General features: G+C 50.5%; 20 protein-coding genes, 1 tRNA gene and 1 riboswitch. Of the genes, 13 read left to right on the forward strand and 8 right to left on the reverse strand.

All coding sequences use genetic code 11. From position 1 onward, the window contains the following. Positions 1–698 precede the first annotated feature (698 nt). Positions 699–3032, reverse strand: coding sequence for a ribonucleoside-diphosphate reductase subunit alpha (locus M1D70_RS03360; protein ID WP_012818853.1), 2334 nt, complete (start codon positions 3030–3032; stop codon positions 699–701). A 193-nt stretch (positions 3033–3225) separates the two neighbouring features. Then, positions 3226–3458: riboswitch (cobalamin riboswitch) on the reverse strand. 369 nt (positions 3459–3827) lie between these two features. Here M1D70_RS03360 and M1D70_RS03365 point away from each other — a divergent pair. Continuing rightward, positions 3828–4133, forward strand: a complete 306-nt coding sequence (locus M1D70_RS03365; protein ID WP_036664605.1) for an MTH1187 family thiamine-binding protein — start codon at positions 3828–3830, stop codon at positions 4131–4133. Between the two features lie 108 nt (positions 4134–4241). Then, positions 4242–4313, forward strand: a tRNA-Thr gene (locus M1D70_RS03370). An 82-nt stretch (positions 4314–4395) separates the two neighbouring features. Here M1D70_RS03370 and M1D70_RS03375 read toward each other — a convergent pair. Beyond that, positions 4396–4953 (reverse strand): dihydrofolate reductase family protein, encoded by a 558-nt coding sequence (locus tag M1D70_RS03375; protein ID WP_456289128.1) that lies wholly within the window; start codon positions 4951–4953, stop codon positions 4396–4398. 590 nt (positions 4954–5543) lie between these two features. Next, positions 5544–6089, reverse strand: a complete 546-nt coding sequence (locus M1D70_RS03380; protein ID WP_456289129.1) for a cupin domain-containing protein — start codon at positions 6087–6089, stop codon at positions 5544–5546. Between the two features lie 318 nt (positions 6090–6407). On the opposite strand from M1D70_RS03380, the gene M1D70_RS03385 reads away from it, so the two are divergent. From M1D70_RS03385 to M1D70_RS03395, 3 genes are all read left to right on the forward strand, one after another. Further along, positions 6408–7370 carry an arsenic resistance protein gene (locus M1D70_RS03385; protein ID WP_009591814.1) on the forward strand — a complete coding sequence of 321 codons (963 nt, stop codon included), beginning with the start codon at positions 6408–6410 and terminating at the stop codon, positions 7368–7370. 167 nt (positions 7371–7537) lie between these two features. Further along, complete coding sequence (locus M1D70_RS03390; RefSeq protein WP_012818867.1) at positions 7538–7633, forward strand: hypothetical protein; 96 nt, start codon at positions 7538–7540, stop codon at positions 7631–7633. Positions 7634–8311: 678 nt separating this feature from the next. After that, positions 8312–9040: an N-acetylmuramoyl-L-alanine amidase gene (locus M1D70_RS03395; protein ID WP_050802815.1), complete on the forward strand. Its 729-nt coding sequence runs from the start codon at positions 8312–8314 to the stop codon at positions 9038–9040. Positions 9041–9307: 267 nt separating this feature from the next. On the opposite strand, the gene M1D70_RS03400 is transcribed toward M1D70_RS03395, so the two are convergent. Further along, positions 9308–9640 carry a hypothetical protein gene (locus M1D70_RS03400; protein ID WP_009591801.1) on the reverse strand — a complete coding sequence of 111 codons (333 nt, stop codon included), beginning with the start codon at positions 9638–9640 and terminating at the stop codon, positions 9308–9310. 343 nt (positions 9641–9983) lie between these two features. On the opposite strand from M1D70_RS03400, the gene M1D70_RS03405 reads away from it, so the two are divergent. From M1D70_RS03405 to M1D70_RS03430, 6 genes are all read left to right on the forward strand, one after another. Next, the gene (locus M1D70_RS03405; protein WP_456289130.1) at positions 9984–11729 is read left to right on the forward strand and encodes an ABC transporter ATP-binding protein; all 1746 of its coding nucleotides are present in this window, start codon (positions 9984–9986) and stop codon (positions 11727–11729) included. Further along, positions 11726–13528, forward strand: a complete 1803-nt coding sequence (locus tag M1D70_RS03410; RefSeq protein WP_456289131.1) for an ABC transporter ATP-binding protein — start codon at positions 11726–11728, stop codon at positions 13526–13528. The genes M1D70_RS03405 and M1D70_RS03410 overlap by 4 nt, the downstream gene beginning before the upstream one ends. Before the next feature lie 142 nt (positions 13529–13670). Continuing rightward, the gene (locus M1D70_RS03415) at positions 13671–14228 is read left to right on the forward strand and encodes a hypothetical protein (RefSeq protein WP_456289132.1); all 558 of its coding nucleotides are present in this window, start codon (positions 13671–13673) and stop codon (positions 14226–14228) included. A gap of 183 nt (positions 14229–14411) precedes the next feature. Beyond that, a complete protein-coding gene (locus M1D70_RS03420) occupies positions 14412–14711 on the forward strand; it encodes a phage holin family protein (protein WP_009591821.1) in 300 nt (99 codons plus the stop codon). A 108-nt stretch (positions 14712–14819) separates the two neighbouring features. Then, on the forward strand, positions 14820–15347 hold the full coding sequence (locus M1D70_RS03425; protein WP_254664037.1) for a DinB family protein: 528 nt from the start codon (positions 14820–14822) through the stop codon (positions 15345–15347). A 190-nt stretch (positions 15348–15537) separates the two neighbouring features. Further along, on the forward strand, positions 15538–15693 hold the full coding sequence (locus tag M1D70_RS03430) for a hypothetical protein (protein WP_006208027.1): 156 nt from the start codon (positions 15538–15540) through the stop codon (positions 15691–15693). Positions 15694–15765: 72 nt separating this feature from the next. Here the strand turns inward: M1D70_RS03430 and M1D70_RS03435 are convergent, their stop codons facing one another. Together M1D70_RS03435 and M1D70_RS03440 are read right to left on the reverse strand one after the other, a co-directional pair. Further along, positions 15766–15996 (reverse strand): hypothetical protein, encoded by a 231-nt coding sequence (locus M1D70_RS03435; protein WP_009591802.1) that lies wholly within the window; start codon positions 15994–15996, stop codon positions 15766–15768. Continuing rightward, the gene (locus M1D70_RS03440; protein ID WP_009591823.1) at positions 15993–16568 is read right to left on the reverse strand and encodes a 5' nucleotidase, NT5C type; all 576 of its coding nucleotides are present in this window, start codon (positions 16566–16568) and stop codon (positions 15993–15995) included. Before M1D70_RS03440 ends, M1D70_RS03435 begins: the two co-directional genes overlap by 4 nt. Positions 16569–16856: 288 nt before the next feature. Between M1D70_RS03440 and M1D70_RS03445 the strand changes: the two genes are divergently transcribed. Further along, positions 16857–19109 (forward strand): ATP-binding cassette domain-containing protein, encoded by a 2253-nt coding sequence (locus tag M1D70_RS03445; protein ID WP_456289133.1) that lies wholly within the window; start codon positions 16857–16859, stop codon positions 19107–19109. Positions 19110–19307: 198 nt separating this feature from the next. Then, on the forward strand, positions 19308–20984 hold the full coding sequence (locus tag M1D70_RS03450; protein ID WP_456289134.1) for a glycoside hydrolase family 13 protein: 1677 nt from the start codon (positions 19308–19310) through the stop codon (positions 20982–20984). A 134-nt stretch (positions 20985–21118) separates the two neighbouring features. On the opposite strand, the gene M1D70_RS03455 is transcribed toward M1D70_RS03450, so the two are convergent. Further along, positions 21119–21967 (reverse strand): hypothetical protein, encoded by an 849-nt coding sequence (locus tag M1D70_RS03455; RefSeq protein ID WP_456289135.1) that lies wholly within the window; start codon positions 21965–21967, stop codon positions 21119–21121. Continuing rightward, positions 21964–22482 (reverse strand): sigma-70 family RNA polymerase sigma factor, encoded by a 519-nt coding sequence (locus M1D70_RS03460; RefSeq protein WP_009591816.1) that lies wholly within the window; start codon positions 22480–22482, stop codon positions 21964–21966. Before M1D70_RS03460 ends, M1D70_RS03455 begins: the two co-directional genes overlap by 4 nt. Positions 22483–22817: the final 335 nt, after the last annotated feature.

Here is a 22817-nt window from a genome sequence, read left to right on the forward strand (position 1 = left end):
AGTCCCGCGCCGCATGAGAAGCGATTCCCAAGGGGAGAGCGATCCCAGCAGATAGTAACTCAACAAATCGTACGAAGTAACTCAGAAGTCCCGCGCCGCATGAGAAGCGATTCCCAAGGGGAGAGCGATCCCAGCAGGCAGTAACTCAACAAATTGCACGAAGTAACTCAGAAGTCCCGCGCCGCATGAAAAGCGATTCCCAAAGGGAGAGCGATCCCAGCAGACAGTAACTCAACAAATCGCACGAAGTAACTCAGAAGTCCCCGCGCCGCATGAGAAGCGATTCCCAAAGGGAGAGCGATCCCAGCAGACAGTAACTCAACAAATCGCACGAAGTAACTCAGAAGTCCCCGCGCCGCATGAGAAGCGATTCCCAAGGGGAGAGCGATCCCAGCAGACAGTAACTCAACAAATCGTAAGAAATAACTCAGAAGTCCCGCGCCGCATGAGAAGCGATTCCCAAAGGGAGAGCGATCCCAGCAGACAGTAACTCAACAAATCGTACGAAGTAACTCAGAAGTCCCCGCGCCGTATTCCAGCGTTCCCGCAGGGAGAAAGCGCTCCTAGCCACTAAAGTAACTTAAGAAGCGCCTCATTCACATCCAACCCACCTTGCGGGTGTCCAGAGGGCAGAGCCCTTGGGGCCCTCCCTTGGAAGGGAGGGTTTGGGTGGGTTCGAAAAAGGTTACTCTAAACTCTTAGCTTGCGCACGACTCACACTCTTCAATCGTCAGCGCGCGGCTGCGTACATAGTACGTGGATTTGATGCCGGCTTTCCAGGCATGCAGATGCAGCTCCAGGAATTCCGAAGCTCGGATATCAGGGCGGACGTACAGGTTAAAGCTTTGCGCTTGGTCAACGTGACGCTGACGGGCGGCAGCCATCTTGATGGACCAATGCTGGTCGATCAAGAAAGCCGTTTTATAGTACCAGATCGTTTTCTCGGACAGATCCGGAGCAGGGTTCGCCACTTTATAAGTGGTTTTTTCTTCATAAGACAGAAGTTCGTACAATGGATCGATGCTCGCCGTGGAACCCGCGATGATCGAGGTGGAGCCGTTCGGCGCGATGGCAAACAGCCATGCGTTACGGACGCCGTTCGCTTGCACTTCCTGCTGCAATTCACGCCACTGCTCGGTGGTCACGAACTTGCCTTCATGCTCGCCGTCGGTATAACCGCGGAACGTGAAGTACTCGCCGCTCTCCCAGTCGGAGCCTTTGAATTTCGGATAGTGGCCTTTTTCCTTGGCCAGCTCCATGCTGGATTTGACGAGCAGGTAGTTGATGTGTTCGTACAGATTGTCATTATAGGCAACGGCTTCGTCGGATTCCCAGCGGATGCCTTCCAGCGCCAGCAAGTGGTGCAGACCGAAGGTGCCGAGACCGACCGCGCGATATTGGCTGTTGGTGTATTGAGCTTGCAGAACTTCAATATTGTTAATGTCGATGACGTTATCCAGCATGCGAACCTGGATCGGAACGAGACGCTCCAGCACACCGGCCGGTACGGCACGAGCCAAGTGGATGGAGTTCAGGTTGCAGACAACGAAATCGCCAGGGATTTTGGAAATCACGATCCGGGTTTGGCCGTCTTTCGTAACCAGCTCCTCTTGCTCAACGACCGTCGGAGATTGGTTCTGCATGATCTCCGTGCACAGGTTGGAAGAGTAGATCATGCCATGAGCCGAGTTCGGGTTCGCACGGTTGACGGTGTCCCGATAGAACATGTACGGCGTCCCCGTTTCAAGCTGGGACTTCATGATGCGCTTCATAATGTCGATGGCTTGTACGGTAATGCGCGGCAGCAGCGGGTTCGCTACGGCTTCCGCGTATTTTTGGCGGAATTCGCCTTCGCCTTGAGTATGGTCATAGAAGTCTTCCAGACCTAGCGGACGGCCGTTCTCGTCTTTCCAGCCCATGATTTTCTTCACTTCATGCGGACAGAACAGGCTCCACTCTTCACGAGCTTCGACAGCCTCCATGAACAGGTCAGGCAGGCATACGCCGTGGAACACGTCATGCGCTCTCATGCGCTCGTCGCCGTTGTTCAGCTTCAGATCAAGGAAGGACAGGATGTCTTTGTGGAACACGTCCAAGTACACCGCGATGGCGCCTTTACGGGTTCCCAATTGGTCCACGCTAACAGCGGTGTTGTTCAGCTGGCGAATCCAAGGGATAACGCCGGAGCTGGTGTTCTTGTGTCCGCGGATATCGGAGCCGCGTGCACGAACTTTACCGAGGTATACGCCGATGCCGCCGCCCATTTTGCTGAGACGGGCGATATCCGTATTGGAGTCGAAGATCCCTTCCAGGGAGTCGTCCACGGTATCGATGAAGCAGCTGGACAGCTGGCCGGCTACTTTTTTACCTGCATTGGACATGGTCGGCGTAGCCGCCGTCATGTACAGGTTGCTCATGGCCCAGTAGGCTTCCTTGACAAGGTCAAGACGCTTGTCGGCAGGCTCGTTATGCATGAGGAACATCGCGATGACCATGTAGCGTTCTTGCGGAAGTTCCATGACGCGACCGTCAAAGTCGTTTGCGAGGTAACGCTCAGCCAGCGTCAGCAGACCGATGTAGTCAAACAGCAGATCGCGGCTTGGATCGATGCATTCGCCGAGTTCTTCGATTTGTTCTTTGGTGTAGCTGGTCAGAAGGTCCTCGCGATAGATGCCTTTCTGTACAAGCTCCGTAATGAGCGGGTAGAAGGCACCGTATGGTTCTTCCGGGTATGCTTTGTATCGGCGGTTGGTAGCCGCTTTTTTATATAAAGAGGTCAGAAACGAACGCGCAGCTGCAAACTTCCAATTCGGCTCCTCTTTGGTTACAAGCTCAAGGGCGGACATCGTGAAGGCGCTGCTGATTTCTTCGCCGGTAACTTGCTCACCGCGCAATTTGGCATTGACGCCGCGAAGCAGACGCTCCTTATCGAGCATGTCCAATCCTTTCAGAGTCCGGTCGGCATAGACGGAGAGGCGAATTTCATCAAAGGCAAGCTGACGGTTGTTCGGTTTAACTACGAGCTGGGGCATGAATAAATTCCTCGCTTTCTTCGGGGGAAATATGAAAAAGGACATCAAAAAAACATTTTCTAAAACCCGCGGGCAGGCTTGAAAATGTCCGTGCGCTGTGATCGGAAATGACGTTTGACATAAGCCCTTGAACGGGCATGATGTTATGTACAGACGCAAGTTTAACGAACACTTACCTAAAGCCCCGTAGGTTGGTGTCTGCAGTATATAGGCAGGTCTCTGACTCGGGCTTCTGCCTCCCGGCGGTGCCTCCCGAAAACCTTGATCCGATTCTTCGGTGGCTATGCCGTATGAGGAAGGCTGAAAAAATGATGAACAGCCTAAGAGCCCTTACAGTGGCGGGACCGTGATGGATTTACACCATGCTTCCCTATTAAGCCGGACTGCCTTATGGGTTGATCCGGCACCTATATACACTATATTTGGTTGTTGTTAATCTAATTTAACCCAATATATTGTGTTTGTAAACCATATTCTTAAAATTGAACGCAAAAAGAATTATAGCAAACGAGCGGTCATTGTGCCAGTTAAGAAACTGTCAAAAGGCGATAAGATTTCCTGGATTGTGACCAAATGCGACCTTTTCTGCGCAGATACCGCGTATATTCTCGTTTTGACAAAATAGGATATAGCCGTATGGATGAGGCGGTCAGGATACACTATATCTTGTGTGAAGCTAAAATTGAAGGGCTTTGATATGGCGGACCGAAATTGGTATGATATCCGTATCCGGAATTGGAATTGGAAAATGGAAGAGTATCACATGATTGAGATATGACGAGGGAGGTTGTTCAGATGGCAATAGCAGAGGTAACGGTGATTCCGATCGGAACCGCAACCACGAGTTTAAGCGCTTATGTCGCCGAGATGCAGCGAATATTGAAACAGCAGGACGGGATTTCCTATGAGCTGACATCGATGAGCACGATCATCGAGGGAGAGCTTAACATGATCTGGCGGGCGATTGAGGCTTTGCATGAAGCGCCTTTTCTGTCCGGGGCAAAGCGCGTATCGACTTCCGTTAAAATTGACGACCGCAGGGACCAGGTCTCCTCGAGCAAACAGAAGATCCAATCCGTGCAGGAGAAGTTAGGCGGGTAATGCCGCCAAATTCGGTGGATATTCCCGTTAGATTAGGACTTGCATTTTGCTGCCGAAGTATTATAATAATTTTTGTTGTTTCGAGAGGAATATCATCGAACCACATGTGCTGGTGTAGCTCAGGGGTAGAGCAACGCACTCGTAATGCGTAGGTCGGGGGTTCAATTCCCTTCACCAGCATCTTCATAAAGTCAATAACGGCGCGGCTTTCCATCATTCGGGAACCGGGCCGTTATTTGTTCGTGTTGGCGAATGTGTAATATTATTCGTTCCCATCAAAATGATAAATTAGTTGTACAACGCCTGAGGAGAACGTTCTTGTATTCACCATTTTTAAATTCAACCTCTGTTTTAAATCCACAAACAGCGGTTTTCCTTCTCCCAAAACAACAGGGTGAACGGATAATCTATATTCATCAACAAGTCCCAAATTGATAAAAGTCGTAATAAGACTTGCTCCGCCGTACAGCCAGATGTCTTTACCAGGCTTATTCTTTAATTTATTTACTTCTTCAAGAATGCTATCATTTATGAATATTGCTTTATGATCAGTCCCCTTTTGCGTCCTGGAAAACACATACTTTTCTTTACTATGAACCAATTCCCAAAACTCTTTTTCAGAATCCGTATGTCCAATTTCCGGAGTGAAATGTCCCCATAAATCATAGCTTTTTCTTCCATATAGAATGGTATCGATTTGATTTAAAAAATGATTAAACCCCATCTCAGGGTCCATAATGCACCAATCAACTTCACCATGTTTCCCTTCAATAAAACCATCCAAAGTAACCGCTAAATCTAAAATTATTCTTCGTGTCATGATTTATTTCTCCTTTCGTAACGTTAATCTACCATCCAGTATAGACCTCAAATACGTCACCTTATGTCATAATCTGCCCAACCTCGTTAAAATATCTGAAGTCGTTCCTTCCTGGAGCGGCTTTTTATTTCTCCGAAGGAGCGTGATATGATATGAAATGGATGGAATGGTTGGTACAGAAGGTGAATGCAACATTTTCTTGAGGTGATATTTTGGGGGATAAACCTTTTAAAGCTTTGAGATATATATTCACGTGGATAGCCTTTATTTTTGTTATATGCGTTTGGTTCAGTTCTCACAAAACGTTATATTTAGGGTTTGTAACACTGTCTGTAAGTGCCGGATACCTGATGCACATTGTAGGAGTGAAAAGAGGGGAAAGTGAAGATAGCAAACTGTTCTTATCCATCATTCCGTGTTGTTTATGTTTTTTAGTCTCTTTATATATTTTTAGTATTACACTTTAGCCCGCCAGCATTAAGCTGACGGGCTTCATCTTTCTAACGGCTTATATATATTTATACAACCCTAAGATTAACAAATCGCCGAGTCGTTATTGTGTAATCCGTTCATTTACCCCTTATCTTGATCTAATCAGCAGACATGGCCTCTGCTTTTGTTTCATGGACCGTGCCAAATGGATGCTCAGGAGGGGCATATATCACGTATATTTTTAGCGGTACGCTGCCCATATTGGTTACATTGTGCCATTTTCCAGCAGGTATCATAATGGCATAGCCATCATAGGCCATTTGTTGAAAATCTAAATTGTTTTTGCTATCGCCCATTTGAACAAGCCCTTGACCTTGTTCAATGCGTATAAATTGGTCGGTTGTGGGGTGAACCTCTAGTCCAATGTCATCTCCAACATGAATGCTCATTAGGGTCACTTGTAAGTGCTTCCCTGTCCATAAAGCGGTTCGGTACGTATTGTTTTGTTTCGCAGCTTGATCAATATTCAGTACAAGTGGTCCTCGTCCATAATCCGTTATTTGAATATCTTCATGATCACGATTCCAACTGGCATCATACCAACTGAAATAATAAGGATTCAAGTTATGAAGCCGGTTGTAATCGTTCCAGTATTGATATCTTGGATCAAGCGCTTGATAAGGGTAGCATGGATCGCGGTACATGTTCATTCTCCTTTTATCGTTTCATCATTTTCCGATTATCCTATGCTGCCGCCTAATTAAACGATTCGGAAATGGGCTGGGGCCTATAACTTAAGACAAACGGTAAGCTAAGACGTGGACACCTTAGACTGCGCTTTCAGATTTTGAGTTACCTTCCTGTTAGCCATATATGGTTAGGACGCCTTTAATCCCTTTCAGAGATGGGTGTGCTAAATAGGGTATAGCAATGGTTGAGAGCAGCGCGGCCTCAAAAGCGGTATTTTACAGTGCCATGCCGGTCCCGTGATATAATTCGGGTAAAAAGTGGAGTGTGGACAAATGCTTAGACTGGAGAGTGTAGAGAAGAATCAAATAGGCGTTTATGCAGCAGCCTTGATATTAGGTGCAGTAATTGGCTTATTAAGTCCCGCCATAGGCATGTTTGTTGAGCCTGCCATATCATTCCTGATTGCCATTCTTCTTTTCAGCATGTTTTGTCAAATTCCATTCCTTAAGCTGAGGGAGGCTTTATCCAACGGGCGTTTTATAGGAGCTCTATTGCTTGTGAATTTTGTTCTAACACCGGTTCTCGTCTATATTCTAACCTTGGTATTTCCTCAACCGGCTCCCGTTTTACTTGGTGTTTGCCTTGTGCTTCTGACGCCATGCATTGATTATGTTATTGTTTTTACACAGTTAGGGAAAGGGAATGAGCGATTGATTCTTGCATCCACACCGATCCTTTTTGTAGTACAAATCATTATGCTTCCGTTTTACTTGTGGCTTTTCCTTGGCTCGGAAGCAGCAGAAGTGGTCAAGGTCGGCCCATTTGTCGAGGCGTTTATCTTCTTGATCATCGTCCCGTTGCTTCTTGCTGTAGCTGCACAGTTCTGGGCTAAGAAAAGTGCCAAGGGTTCAGAATCGTTGCAATTAACCGCATGGCTCCCAGTACCCTTTATGGCACTCGTTCTTTTTGTAGTCATTGCTTCACAAATCGGGAGGGTGTATGAAGATCTCAACGTTATCATAGCGGTTATTCCCATTTATGTTCTATTCCATATCATGACGCCATTTATTTCACGAGCGACTTCGGCGTTTTTTCGAATCGGACCCAAGGATGGGAGAGCTCTTATATTTAGTGCAGGGACACGGAATTCATTAGTCGTTCTTCCTTTAGCATTTACTCTGCCCGAGGAAATGGCTACGATTGCAGCTGCGGTAATCGTCACGCAAACCGTGATAGAGCTAATTGCCGAGCTTGTCTATATACGTATCGTGCCAAATTTGATTTACCGGGATTGAAAATAAATGACCGCCTGACTGAACAGGAAATCTCGTCGCCGAGTGACACTTGGATCGCTGGCAGAGGCTGGCGGAGGTATTTTTTGTCTATGAGCAGTACATGCGCCCTGACACTTCATGAAATTTTGAATACGTTATATCGTATCGTAAGCAAAGGAGGGAATCTCATGGGCGAAGTTGGATACGGCGGCTATAACTCTGTCGGAGCGATTCTTGTTCTCTTCATCTTGTTGGTCATCATTACTGCTTCTTTCTGGGTATAATTTCGTTTCTTTCGCGTAACAAAAAGCCCTGCCGACTCATGTCGGCAGGGCTTTTTAAATCCTAAAGGGATGAAAGTATCGGTTATGGAGCTCAAAATATAACCATCAGAACCCCGGATACGAGTACGATCGATCCCAGAACCACCAGAAGAGTTCCGCTGGATTTTATATAGTGAATGTAGTCGGAATCAGGCTCCGACCCATACTTTATGTTCCACATTTTATATAAGGACCCCCATGTGGGTTTGCGTATCCTCATGACACCACGAATGATAAGAGCTGCAGCGAACACGATAAGTACGAATCCAGACATATAACCCGTCTCCGATCGGTTAGAATAGAAGTAACACAGATGAAATCACCGCCTTGCCAAACATGACGGCAATCTCCGGGAAAGTTCCATTGTATGCATAATATCAGGGATTCCGGATGAAATGAAGCTTGGGGCTGGGCACAAGAGGTCAGCTCAAAACCGTAACCGGGCCATTCGATATAGGCTCCAGCAAACACCGACCGTACCTCATTGGAGTATCTTATATATTATACTCGTCCTTGCAGTAGGATCTATAGTTGCTTGCCTCGTAAACGTGAAAGCATGAGCGGAAGAAAGGGACGCGGCCTACTTCGCTGTATTTAGCCACCAGGCTATTCAACAACCTACAAAGGCGGTGAATGATCGTGAAAAAGGTTTGGATTGACGCAGGACATGGCGGAAAGGATGCCGGAGCCACCGGAAACGGGCTGCAGGAAAAGGATATCGTATTAGCGCTGTCCCTGGCCGTGAAGAAACGATTGGAAGCCGATTACGACGGCGTTCAGGTATACCTCTCCCGATCTTCCGACGTGTTTCTGGAATTGGCGGAACGGACCCATAAGGCAAACGCCGCCGGTACCGATATCCTGGTAAGCATCCACTGTAACGCAGGCGGCGGTGCAGGGGGCTTCGAGTCATATCGATATACCTCCGCAAGCCCTGGTTCGGTAAAACTCCAGAATGTTATTCATTCGGAGGTCATGAGCGCGATTACATCCTACGGGGCAAGCGATCGAGGACAGAAGGCGGCTAACCTGCATATGGTCCGTGAATCTAAAATGCCTGCGGTGTTGACCGAGAACCTGTTTATCGATGTGGCAGCGGATGCAGCCAAGCTGAAACGGCAGGACGTGATGGACGCTCTGGCGAGAGGCCATGTAAACGGCATTGCCAAATACCTGGGACTTCAGAAGAAAGAGGGGGGTACTGAGGTGAGCGATAAGGTCAATGTCATTGTAAACGGTAAGCAGATCGAAGATGGCAGGCTGGAGAATGGCGTGACCTATGTACCGCTCCGGGCCATCGGTGAGGCATTAGGCGCCAAGGTGGGATGGGATAACAAGACCAAAACGGCTACGGTGACGACCGAATAGGCCATGGCCCGGGGATTTTTAGAATGACGTGTCTCCCACAAGCGAATGGAGCCGCACCCTTGATGCAGATGCACAAGGATGCGTTCATGATGAACAATTTATGTCTCTTTAATCGTAATTTAAGCTCCCCTTAATATTTCGGGCATATGATAGAAGCACCCCTTTTAAATAATATATCAGAAGCCCCTCTAACATCGGTTAGAGGGGCTTCTTTGGTTGTCTTCCCTTATGAGAGGAAAGACCTAGGGTACGGTACTGATGGAATATTTACAATCCCAGCCATTTCGTAATATAAGCGGATACGGCTAATTCCTGAAAATCCTGCCAGCTGCGAAATGGGGTATGCTCAACGATAAACGGGTTAATCGTGCGACCTTGTATGAATTCGTCAAAATCTTCATCGGTGCTTCCCTCGTATCCAGCGGCCTTCAGCAAGTGATCGATGGAAGAAAACTTCGTATGTCTTTGAATAAATGATTCCGAGAACAGTTCTTCCACGGGCACCTCTTGTTTCATGTCCGAGAGCCTTGCGGCATTTTCGCGAATTTCTGATAGCTTCTCTTCATCCAGTCCGTCTAATCCACTGATCCCAGTATTCATTATGCCCACCTCCAAAAAGTTGCACGTCACTCTATTATACATATACGAGTATGCTGAATTATCGGATTCGCTTTTTTTTGAAGCGGGTATTGACTCGCTAGATTTATATAGGAAGAAAAGACGGAAGCGGCCTCCTTCAATTGTATATATTTGCGGAGAGGCCGTGCAGTTGTACGGTTTATTCCTTATGCAATTAAGAATAAACGATCATCACATTATAATTATTCTTTACCTAGGAATGATCGGGGTTTTCATGTAGACTGGTAATGATTTACTGCCGGGCATGCCTGTGTTTGGGGAATGACGGTCCGTATATACTTGCTTGCATATGGGGGTGGGCACTGTGCCCAAAAAAGAAAAGGTATCCATGTCATGGCTGCTTCGGTATTTGAAGCCGGTAAAAGGACGGCTGATCCTGCTGCTCGCCATGCTGCTGACGTCGACCGGCTTGCAGCTGCTGAATCCGCAGATTGTCAAACGCTTTATCGACACGGCAGCCGGCGGAGGCGTGATAGCCACGCTGATCCAGCTTGCGGGATTATTCCTGGTAGTGGCTGTGTTTAACCAGCTGATTACCGTAGCTGTCAGTTATCTGGGGAACGATATTTCATGGCGCGCGACGAACCGTCTCCGCGGTGATCTTCTGAAGCATTGCTTGCGGCTGGATATGCGGTTTCATAATGTGAAAACGCCCGGCGAGATGATTGAGCGGATTGACGGAGACGTGACGAATATCTCGAATTTCTTTGCGATGTTCATCGTGCAGGTGATCGGCAGCTTCGTACTGCTTGCCGGCATATTGGGATTCATGTTTACGGTCAATTTGCCCATCGCGATCGTTATGACGGTGTTCACGCTGCTGTCCATTCTGTTCATGGTGTTCATCCGGAATATGGGCGTCAATTCCTCCAAGAACGAACGGGAAGCCAGCGCTTCGCTGTTCGGATTGATTGAGGAACGCATCGCCGGCATCGAGGATGTTCAGGCGAACGGCAACGTGCCGTACGTCATGAACCGGTTTCACCGCTTGATGCGCAGCGTGTTCCTGAAGGGGAGAAAAGCCTGGATGCTCCGCGTCGTACCCTGGAACACCACGGTGATCCTGTTTGCCCTGGCGGTTACCGCAGTCCTGTTACTGGGGGTACGCTATTATTTGATCGATGAAATTACGCTGGGAACCCTGTTCCTGATCTATCAATATACGCAGATGTTAAACGATCCGATCGAGATGCTGGGCGACCAAGTGCAGGAGTTTCAGAAAGCGAAATCCGGCATGCTGCGCTCCAGAGAGCTGCTGTCCCACAAGAGCGAGATCGTGGACGGGGAGCAGGAAGAGCTGCCCGAAGGCGCGCTCGGTTTGGAGTTTGAGGGCGTCAACTTCAGTTACAACGCGGATAAACCGGTATTAAAGGACATTAACTTTGAAGTAAAGCCGGGTGAACGCCTGGGGATCATCGGACGTACCGGCAGCGGGAAGTCGAGTCTCAGCCGCATTCTGCTTCGGCTGTATAACATCGACAGCGGGGTCATCCGCGTCGGAGGCACGGATATCACGAAGCTGAAGCTGCCCGCGCTTTACCGCCGGGTGGGGATGGTTACGCAGGATGTGCAGCTGTTCGACGGCTCGCTGCGCGACAACCTGACGCTGTTCGATTACGGCGTGTCGGACGAATTCATCCTGGAAACGACGGAGCGTCTCGGGCTTCGGCAGTGGATCGATGCGCAGCCGGAAGGTCTGGATACGCATCTGACCACAGGCGGGGCCTCGTTGTCCGCCGGGGAAGCACAGCTGTTTGCGTTAACCCGGGTATTTTTGACGCAGCCGAGCCTCGTGATTCTGGATGAACCCTCTTCACGCTTGGACGCCGCAACGGAGACCATGCTGCAGGCAGCCGTCGATCAGCTGATGAGCAGCAGTACGGGCATCGTCATCGCGCATCGGCTGGCTACCCTGGAGCAGGTGGATAAAATCATGGTGCTGGGTGACGGGCGAATTCTGGAATTCGGCGCACGGGAAGCACTTGCGTTAGATCCGGCATCGCATTATGCGAGACTGCTGAGTACAGGCAGAGAGGAGGAGCTGGCGTGACCATCACGGGTTTTATAGGGCGGCTGTTTCGATTCAAGCCCTCATTATTTTTAATCAATGGTTTGTTGTGGTGCATCTTTCATTCGCTGCCGTTATTGATCGGGCTCGGAATGCAGTGGTTTTTCGACCGGGCCACATCGAATTCCACGGATTATGTATGGCTGGCCGTTCCTTTGATTTTTATTGCCGTTGTAAGGGTTACGCGGGTGGGGACGTTCTTTGCGGCTTTCTATCAATGGGTAACGTATATTTATCATATCCAGGCTATCTTGCGCACCAACATGCTGGCGGGGATCATGCGCTGGCCGGGACGGAATTTGCCGGCTTCTCCAGGGGAGGCGATGAGCCGCTTCCGCGATGACGTGGATGAAGTTGTGGAATACGTGGAGTCCTGGGTGGATTTTTGGGGACGCCTTGTTTTTGCGCTCGTATCCGTTGTCATCATGGCAAGCATTAACTGGAAAATCATGCTGGTGGCCGTGCTGCCGCTCGTAGTGGTCACGCTGCTGAACAATTTATCCGGCAACCGCGCGCGGCGTTACGGCCTGAAGAACCGGGAAGCTACGGGGCGAATCACCAGCTTCATTGCCGAAACCTTCGGCGCGGTCCAAGCCTTGAAGCTCGGGCAGGCCGAGGATCATGTCCATGAACGCTTCACGAAGCTGAATGAGGACCGCCGGCAGGCGGCGCTGAAGGATAATCTGTTCAAACAATGGATGCGGTCCCTGAACCAGCATGTGCTGAGCATTTGTACGGGGCTGATCCTGTTGATGTGCGCAACCGAGATGCAAGCCGGGCATTTCACCGTCGGGGATTTTGCGTTGTTTACGACGTACCTGGCCAATATCGGGTTCAGCATTTCCTTGTTCGGATATATGGTGTTCCAGCACAAACGGCTGAAGGTTTCCTTTGACCGTATGCGCTCGCTGTTCCGCCCCGGCGAGGAGGACCGGATTATTGAAGCGAGGGAAACGTATCTGAACGAAGATCCTCCGGAACTGCCTCTCATTCGAAGGGAGCCGGGGGAGAAGCTCAAGGAGCTGGAGGTAAAGAATTTATCCTATCATTATCCGAATTCGGAGAATGGGATATCGAATATCAAACTCCGCCTGGAGCGCGGCAAGTTTCTGGTGGTGACCGGCCGAATCGGGGCCGGGAAATCGACGCTTGTCCGGACCCTGCTGGGGCTGCTGCCCAAGCAGGCGGGCACGATTCGCTGGAACGGGGAAGAAGTCGATCCGGCTACCTTCCTGATGCCCCCTCGGGCGGCTTATACCCCGCAGGTTCCAAGGCTGTTCAGCGATCCTTTGAGAGAGAACATCGTGCAAGGGAAGAAAGAGCGGGCCGAGGAAGCGCTGGAACGGGCCGTTCGGCTGGCCGTCATGGAGAAGGACATCGAGAATCTGGATCAAGGGCTGGAGACGTTTGTCGGCCCGAGAGGCGTCATGCTGTCGGGGGGACAGATCCAGCGCGCGGCCACGGCGCGCATGCTGATGACCGGCGCGGATCTGTACATCTTCGACGATCTGTCCAGCGCGCTGGACGTGGAGACGGAGCAGCTGGTATGGGAGGGAATGTTCAAGGAGCGTGACGTCACCTGCATTGCGGTATCGCACCGCAGGGCGGCTCTGTCCAAGGCCGATCATATCATCGTCATGAAGGATGGACGGATCGAAGCGGAGGGGAGCTTGGCCGAGCTGCTCGCCACGAGCGAAGAGATGCAGCTGTTATGGCAGGGTCAGTCCACGACCGAGACCGAGGCCGCGGTAGCGGATGAAGCCGAGGTTAGCAAGGTATAACATTTAATGTGGTTTGGAATTGGGGATATTTGAACAGGTTTAAGAGCAAGGCAGCTTCCGTTGGTGAGGAGGCTGCCTTGTTTTGTATAATAATGGGTGGAATATACTGGCACTTTATCGGTCATATAAGGGAGAGTTCTGCATGAAGAATCGCAAGTTCTTGATCACTTTCGGTCATAACCTGGACCATAGCAACATGGATGATCTGGTGTCTGATCGTCTTTCCCGTCATAAGGGCCGGATTCAGAAGGATTACTTCGATCCGGTGCTGCGCAAAGGGGCTGCGTTTATTCTAAACTATCAGATCATCGACACGAATGCGGACAGAGTCTCGCAGCGGTATTACTTGGATGACTACCACTTAACAGAGGCCCAGCTGCAAGGCTTTCTATACTCACTGAACAAGCTGAAGGGCACGCATGTGTTGTGCAATCCCAGGAAGCAGGGACATCACTGGACCGTCATCGACGAAATCGAGTACAGCTGTTATGCCTATCAGACATTGGACGGAAGGGATCTTCGTTTTATAGAATACCAAAACGATACCAGGGCGGATGCCGTCATGAAGAAGGGGATACCCCGGATTCCCGAGCATCAGCACTACCTTGCCTTTCCAACGGACTGCAGTCAGGAAGAGAAGGATCGGCGGTTGACCGACTGGATCTGCGGGATCATTGAAGCGGCAGGCAATGACCTTTAGTTTCAAAGCCACTTCAAAGAATATCTTTACGTATTCCCCCCACCCGGGAATACGCGATTGGCGCTTCGTCTGCCCATCCATGAACCTATCACGAATTCCATCGGCAGATTCTATTATTTTGCCTGCGGGAATAAGGATATAAGTACAAGCCGATACATAGGCTCTAGGAATAGGATGTAGAAAATGAATGGAAAGGGTGGGTTTGTCATGGAATGGAGCGTCATTTTTCAACTGATCGATCCGCGGCTGTTCATGGTCGTTGCCGCTTGTTGGGTGATCGGATACGTGCTGAAGCAAACGCCAAAGGTTCCGAATTGGAGCATCGTATATGTGGTTATGGTCGTATCCATCCTGTTGACAACCGGCTTGATCGGCTGGAGCGTGGAGAATATCATCCAAGGCATCCTTGCGGGGGCGTTCGCCGTATTCGGGCATCAGGCCGTTAAACAAACGGCAGAGGCGATTGCGACCAGAAAGAAGTAAGAACGGCTGCAATGGGCCCCAGGATCATTTTGGTCTAAACCGAACGTTACCTTGTAGCCTGCGTCTCCCGCCTGTTATCCTAAAGTTCATGAGATCATGAGAGGGAGCGTGAAAGACTTGCAAAGGAAAACGTTGACCGTTGAGGCGCTGCCTGGGTTTGAGCCGGAGATCGGCCGCTGGATATGGGGACTCGAGGAGGTGCGGCGGACGATATTGAAACGGCTGGCCGGGATCCGATATGAGCATTTGAATCATAAGGCGGCCGGCCGGCAATCCATCGGTTCACTGCTATACCATATTGCCTTAATCGAAGCGGACTGGCTGTACGCCGAGGTGCTTGAATCCGATTGGGACCCGAAAATAAAGGCATGTTTCCCCTGGGATCACCGTACGGAGGATAACCGTCTTTCCGAAGTGCCGGATCAGCCGCTCGCTGAGCATCTCCACCGTATGGACATGGTTCGTCAGGAACTGGTTGCCCATTTCCGAGGCATGGACCTTTCGGACTGGAGAAGGCCCAGACAACTGGAGCCGTACGATGTGACGCCCGAATGGGTCATCTATCATCTGATTGAGCATGAGTCCCATCACAGGGGACAGATATTTCAGCTGTTAAGGGAATTGGAGCAAGCGTGAGCATCGTCCCGACGCTGGGAAGCTTCGGCTTCTTCCCGGAGCCGCGCATCGCGGCATTTTAAGCGAATGTGCCGTAATTTTTATAACCACGCAGGGCAGGGAGCATTCCTTGCTCTTTTTGCGCATATCCTGCAACGATTCATTCCGCCATACGTATTAAGCCAGATAGAATGCGTTCGGAGGGGATACGATGAATAACGAATTTTACGTGGGATGGGGAACGCTGGCACTGATCAATGCCGGGCTGGCCCAAGGAAAGAACAGAACGGGCTTAAACTGGTTTCTGCTGTCGCTGTTGTTAGGCCCGCTCGCAACCTTGTTTCTTGTCTTGTCAGCTAAAAGGTGAACTTGGCAAAAAAGGTAAATCGGGCAATAAAAAGAGCCGCCTCCCGGCAAGGGAAGCGGCTCTTATCGTATTTTACATCCGCTGAAACATCGCGGTATCACGGCTGTAGTGCGTCAAATAACCTGTTTCTTCGTTGCGGATGCGGACGACATCCGGCGTGTAGCATTCAATGTAACCTCGCTCGATCTCCACGTATACGCTTGCGGGGTCTTCCTCCCACACGGAAACCAGCGTTTCCGACAGCGCGGCAGCGAAAAAATGGATGTCTTGCGATAGGTACCGGCTATTGCGGTCTATATTCATTTCATTTCCCCTTGATGATTAGAATCGGATAAAATGCGGTCTACTAACTCGTTCATTCCCTTCCAGGAGTCCTTCAGAATAAATTCATGCTGAATATGCGCATTCCATGGGCGCGGAATCAGGATGGTCTGTTTTCCGGCTTTTCTCGCAGCAATCGCATTATGGGGACCATCGTCAATCAGAAGGTCAAACTCCACCAAATCCTTGCGCTTGGCCACGAAAAAATTCTCGAACGGAATAAAAGGCATATGCCTCTGCAGCCATCTCCATTTCTCGGGCACCGAGGATGGGCGGGCTGCGGTAACGACAATGACATCATAATCATGTGTCATTCTGTGAACCTCGTCAATCGTATATTCGTCAAATAGCTCGAGCTCTTCATACAAGCCGGGCTTTCCGAAGAAAAATTCTTCCGAGCATTCAGGATGCCAGATTTGGTGCAGGTTGTAATCGGTAATCTGATCGAGCGTAAGCTGGGGATCCTTGTACTGCAAATTGTGATAATGGATGGCTTTGGGAATCAGATGGCAGATCGTATCATCCATATCGATGGCGACTATTTTTTTGCTCATATCGTCATTATTCTCCTGTAATCATGAAATCTTCGAAAGATGATGTTCCGTAAATTGTAATGGACAGGATGCATATTGGCAAACCGAAATCAAAAATGGAAGGATGTTGCATTTCTTTCCCCTGACTCATTATAAACTAAGTATACCATTAATAGGCCAGCAACCCTCCTGATATTTTCCCGGCGCGGGTTCGACCGGAATCATAGCAGCTTTCCTTCATTATGACAGTACATGTCATGAATGCCCTTTTATAATAGGAGCACTACAGGGCACAAAGGAGGAACGGCCATGCCGCAAGAATATATCCGCATTCGCGGTGCCAGGGAGAATAATCTAAAGAATGTTTCGCTCCAAATTCCAAAACGAAAAATCACCGTCTTTACCGGCGTATCCGGCTCGGGCAAATCGTCCATCGTGTTTGATACCATCAGTTCCGAGGCCCAGCGATTGCTGAACGAGACGTTCACCGCTTTTGTCCGGAATCGGCTTCCCCGGCATAGCCGCCCGGACGTGGACTCGCTCGAGAATTTGTCGACCGCCATCGTCATCGACCAGAAGCGGCTGGGAGGGAACTCGCGTTCTACGCTCGGCACGATCACCGATCTGTACGCCGTTCTTCGACTGCTGTTTTCGAGGGTGGGGCAGCCATTCGTGGGTTACTCCAATGCGTTTTCTTTTAACGATCCGCAGGGCATGTGCCCCGAATGCCAGGGAATCGGGAAGAAGGTGGAGCTGGATCTGACAAAGCTGCTGGATACGACCAAATCCTTGAATGAGGGAGCGGTCCGGTTTCCGATTTTCTCGGTGGACAGCTGGTATATGAAGAACTACACCATGTCCGGTTTCTTTGATAACGACAAGAAGCTGGCCGATTATTCCGAAGCGGAATGGGATCTCTTCCTGTACGGCAAGGAGGGAAAAGTGACGTTCCCGTCCAAAGGCGGACCGGTGCAGTCCGACTTCGAAGGCCTCGTGCTGAAGTTCAACCGGCTGTATATTCAGCGAGACAGCAGCGAATTGTCCGAACGAACCTTCAATCACGTGAAAAATTTCATTACGCACGGCACATGCCCGTTATGCGAGGGGACACGGCTCAGCCAAGCTGCGTTAAGCTGCAGGATCAACAGATTCAACATCGCCGAGTGTGCGGCCATGGAGATCGGGGATCTAAGAGCGTTCATCCTGAATATCAAGGAGCCGATCGCTGCCGGCATGGTAGCCAGCTTAGCGGAGCGGCTGCAGCATTTGATGGATATGGGACTGGATTACCTGACGCTGAACCGGGAGACGACCACGCTCTCCGGAGGCGAGTCGCAGCGGGTCAAGATGGTCCGGCATCTGGGCAGCAGCCTGACGGACATGATGTATGTTTTTGATGAGCCGAGCGTGGGCTTGCATCCGCGGGATGTTCACCGTCTGAACGGCATGCTGAGGAAGCTTCGCGACAAGGGCAACACCGTGCTGGTCGTGGAGCATGACCGTGACGTGATTGAAATTGCCGACCATGTGGTGGATGTGGGGCCCAATGCCGGTACCCGGGGAGGGGAAATTGTCTTCGAAGGGACGGTCGAGCAGCTGTGCGACCAAGCTTCCACCTTAACAGGGCAGTATATGAAGCGGTGGATGCCGATGAAGGAACAGTTTCGCGTACCTACAGGGCATATGCGCATTGCCAATGCGAATCATCATAACCTGAACCATGTGACGGTGGATATCCCGGTAGGCGTATTGACCGTGGTCACGGGCGTAGCGGGATCAGGAAAGAGCTCGCTCATTCACCATGCCTTTCTGTCCCAGCATCCCGAGGCTGTTGTCATCGATCAATCCGCCGTCAGCGTCTCGATCCGTTCCAATCCTGCCACCTACACAGGGATCATGGATGACATCCGGAGTATGTTCGCCAAGGCGAACGATCAGAGTCCATCCCTGTTCAGCTTCAATTCCAAAGGGGCCTGCCCCGACTGCCACGGGCTCGGTTTCATCTATACGGACCTGGCTTTCATGGAAGGCATCAAGTCGCCGTGCGATACCTGTGACGGCAGACGTTTTAAGGATGATGTGCTTCAGTACAAGCTCCAGGGAAAAATGATCACCGAGGTGCTGGACATGACGGTGCTGCAGGCGCTGGGTTTTTTCGAGAAAAAAGAAATCAGGCGGCGGCTGGAAGCATTGCATGACGTGGGCCTGCACTATCTGACCCTCGGACAGCCGCTGAGCACCCTGTCCGGGGGGGAAAGCCAGCGCATCAAGCTGGCCAGCGAGCTGCACAAGCAGGGGCAGATTTACGTCATGGATGAGCCGACGACGGGGCTGCATATGTCGGATGTCGGGCATCTGCTGGACATGATGAATCGGCTCGTCGATAACGGCAGCTCGGTGATCGTGATCGAGCACAATCTGGACGTGATTCGTCAGGCGGACTGGATCATCGATCTTGGGCCCGAAGGCGGCAGCAGGGGAGGGAGGGTCATGTTCGAAGGAACGCCCGCCGAACTGATCGCGGCGGAACACTCCCTGACCGGTAAATACGTGAGAGGATAGACTTAGAATGGCTGTGCCGCATATCCCCGCGGCATGGCCATTCTATGGTTACCAGGCTTATATGATCGTTTAAACGGCAATACTGTATGCTGCCACAGACTGCGGCTTAGGCAGGAGTCGGTTCATAAGAATGTATAAACGACTAATGTCCGTATACCGCGATGGGCAGCATTTTGATTGTAAACGGGGGATCAGGCAATGCGGAAAGCATGGTGGAAAGAAGCCGTTGCGTATGAGATCTATCCGCGCAGTTTCATGGATTCGAATGAAGACGGCATCGGGGATCTGCAAGGAGTGATATCCCGTCTGGATTATTTGAAGGATCTCGGGATTGACGTCATATGGGTATGCCCTATCTATCGATCCTCCAATAACGACAACGGCTATGATATCAGCGATTATCAGGATATTATGACGGAATTCGGCTCGATGGCCGACTTCGACCGGCTGCTGGCCGAAATTCATAAGCGCGGCATGCGCCTTATCATGGATCTGGTGCTTAATCATACCTCGGATGAACACCCGTGGTTTATGGAAGCCCGCTCCTCCCGAACGAATCCGAAGCGGGATTATTACATCTGGCGGGACCCGAGGGATGGGGCCGAGCCGAACAATTGGGAATCGGTGTTCACCGGTTCCGCTTGGGAGTACGACGAGTTAACGGGTCAATATTATCTCCATCTCTATTCAAAAAAGCAGCCTGATCTAAATATGGAGAATCCGGCGGTCCGGGAAGAGCTGGTGCGGATGATCCGCTGGTGGCTGGATAAAGGGATCGACGGCTTTCGCGTGGACGCGATCACCCATATTAAGAAGCTGCCGGGTTTGCCCGACATGCCGAATCCAAACAACCTTCGATATGTCGATTCAAATCCCGGTCACCGGAATATCGCGGGAATCCATGAATTTCTTCAGCAATTCAAACGCGAAGCGTTCGCCGATTATGACATTATGACGGTGGGCGAAGCCAGCGGCATTCCGATCGCCGAAGCAGACCGCTGGATCGGGGAGGAGAACGGGGCGCTGAACATGATTTTTCAATTTGAGCACGTCAATCTCGACTTCGGACTCGAAGGGCGCTGGGATTACGCCGTCTGGGACTTGGCCGAATTGAAGCAGATCATGCATAAATGGCAGACGGGCCTGGAAGGGACAGGCTGGAACGCTCTCTATATGGAGAACCATGATCAGCCGCGCTCCGTATCCCGTTTTGGCGATCCGGTCCACTATCATAAGGAATCGGCCAAGATGCTGGCTACTTTTTTTATGCTGATGCAAGGGACCCCGTTCATTTACCAGGGGCAGGAAATCGGGATGACGAATGTCGAGTTTCCGGAGCTGAGCGATTATCGGGACGTGGAGATCTACAATTATTATCGCGAGCGGCTGTTGGACGGAAAAGAGGTGTCCGAGACGATGCGCAGAATCGCGTACCGGGCCAGGGACAATGCAAGAACGCCGATGCAGTGGGATGACACGCTTTATGGCGGTTTCTCATCCGTCGTGCCGTGGATTCGGTCCAATCCGAATTATCATGAGATCAACGTGGAGCATCAGCTGGCCGATCCGGATTCCATTCTGAATTACTATAAGGCCTTGATCCGTCTGCGCAAGTCCACCGAGGTGCTGATCTACGGAAAATACGAAGCCGTGCTGGAGGAGCATCCGGAGATCTTCGCTTATTCCAGATCATTAGGGAACGAGGTATATCTGATTGTATTGAACTTTTACGGCAGGACGCCGGATTTTCAGTTTCCCGCGGAATGGAGCGGCCGTCATCCGGAAGTGGTGCTTTCCAATTACGAGCGGTCGGACCGGAGTTTCGGCCCATTCACCTTAAACCCTTATGAAGCGATAGTTTATCGTGTGAACTAAGTGGGTAAGCATAACGTTCTTTGCGGCCGGAGAGCTGCATCCGGAGCTGACGGTACATCGAACTTGAATCATGTGATCATCAAAAAAGCACCGCTCCCACACTTGTCGGAGCGGTGCTTCTATCATGTTACCGGTTAGTCCGGGCGCTCATTGCTCATCCAGCTGTCGATGCGAAGGTCATCGCCGTAGTTCTCGCGCGACGAAATCTCACTGAGCTTCTGCTCGGCAGCCTCGCGGGTATCGAATCCGCCGATGACCGCGATGAAGTCCCCTCCGGCCGCCTTAATGAAGGTCACGTCGTCTTCCAAGTAAATCTCTTCAAGAATGGCAAGGGATTCCCCTTGCGGCATCGTCTCACTGCGGATATAGAAGACTTCGCGCGGCGTTACCGGCTCGCCGGTCGAAGTAAGCTTCAGCTCCAAATAGCCGGGATCTTTATATTCCGATACGGAATGCTTCACGCCGTCCTTCAGCTCAACGACAAAACGCATGGCCGAATCGTCCAGAATCACATTTTCATAAACATCCTTCACCAGCGGAAGCGCAAGCATGTCTTTCTTGATGGTATCGTAGTCAAAATTTCGAACCCCGTTAAACGTGAAAATAAGGCGGTTCGGGGCATCTCTATGGTAGACGGTATAGGCAGGCACGCTGGAAACGGACTCGCCCTCCTGATCAAAATGAATCTTGAATACATCCTCGGAAGCTTCCGTTCCTACGGTAACGCCGTCGGTCCGCTCGCCGCCGCTCCCGAATTGCAGCACCTGAACGATGCTGCCCACCACGGGTACTTTGGATAAGGCATTGGCTACCGTTGGGATATTGACCACGAAGAGCAGGGCAGCGGCCGCTGCAACAACGGAAGAATACCTCATCATGCGTTTAGATCGTTTACGGGTGGCCGCCTTTTTCTGCGCAGCATCTATAACGCTTGTTAACTGAGCGGGAATTTCAATGTGTTCGTAGCGTTCTTTTCCAGTCATAGGCTATCGACCTCTCCCTCGATTAAATAAGATTTCAATTTTCCGATAATGCGATAAAACCTGGTCTTGACGGTGTTCTCGGATAATGACAGCACATCCGCCATTTCCCTAAAGCGCAGGTCCTCAAAAAACTTCAAAATGATGTAGGTTTTCTCCTCCGGCGGCAGTTTGTCGAGCGCATCGTACAGATCCATTTTCTCCTCCAGCGGGACCGCATGCTCTGCAGCCGCGTAGTCCTGAGCCTGGTCTTCCATATAGGTAAACCGCTTCTTGCGACCGAGATGGTCGATGGCAGCGTTAATGACGATCCGGGTCATCCAAGAATCAAAATACTGCGGCTCGTTCATCCGTTCATAAGCGAGGTATCCCTTATAGGTCGCTTCCGAGACGATGTCGAGTGCCTCCTGCTCGTTTTTGACATAGCAATAGGCCACCCGGTATAACTTGTTCTTGCATTTCTCGATATGTTCGCTGAACTGTTGTTGCTTCGATTCTTTCGCTCTCAGTTCACTCACTCCTAACTACTAGCACTAGTATACATGTCATGGCACGAATTCGTTGATCTGTTCATTCATTGGCCGGATGGATGGGATCAACTCAAGTACTTGAGTGCGCTTGACTGATCATTAGACCGAGGAGAGGGCCAAATAGTTTTAGCCTGGGATAAAAAATAGGCGAATGGAGGGATATACCAGGCCGATTACGCCGTATATGCGAATCCAAAGCTGAAATGAGAAGGGATTGAAAAATACCGAGCAGCTTAACAGAAGACATGAAGGATGTTACTATATGAGTCATATGAAATGACGGAGGCCAGAACATGTAGGTTTTTCTACCCAACCCGCACAAC

Source organism: Paenibacillus sp. AK002, assembly GCF_053903045.1.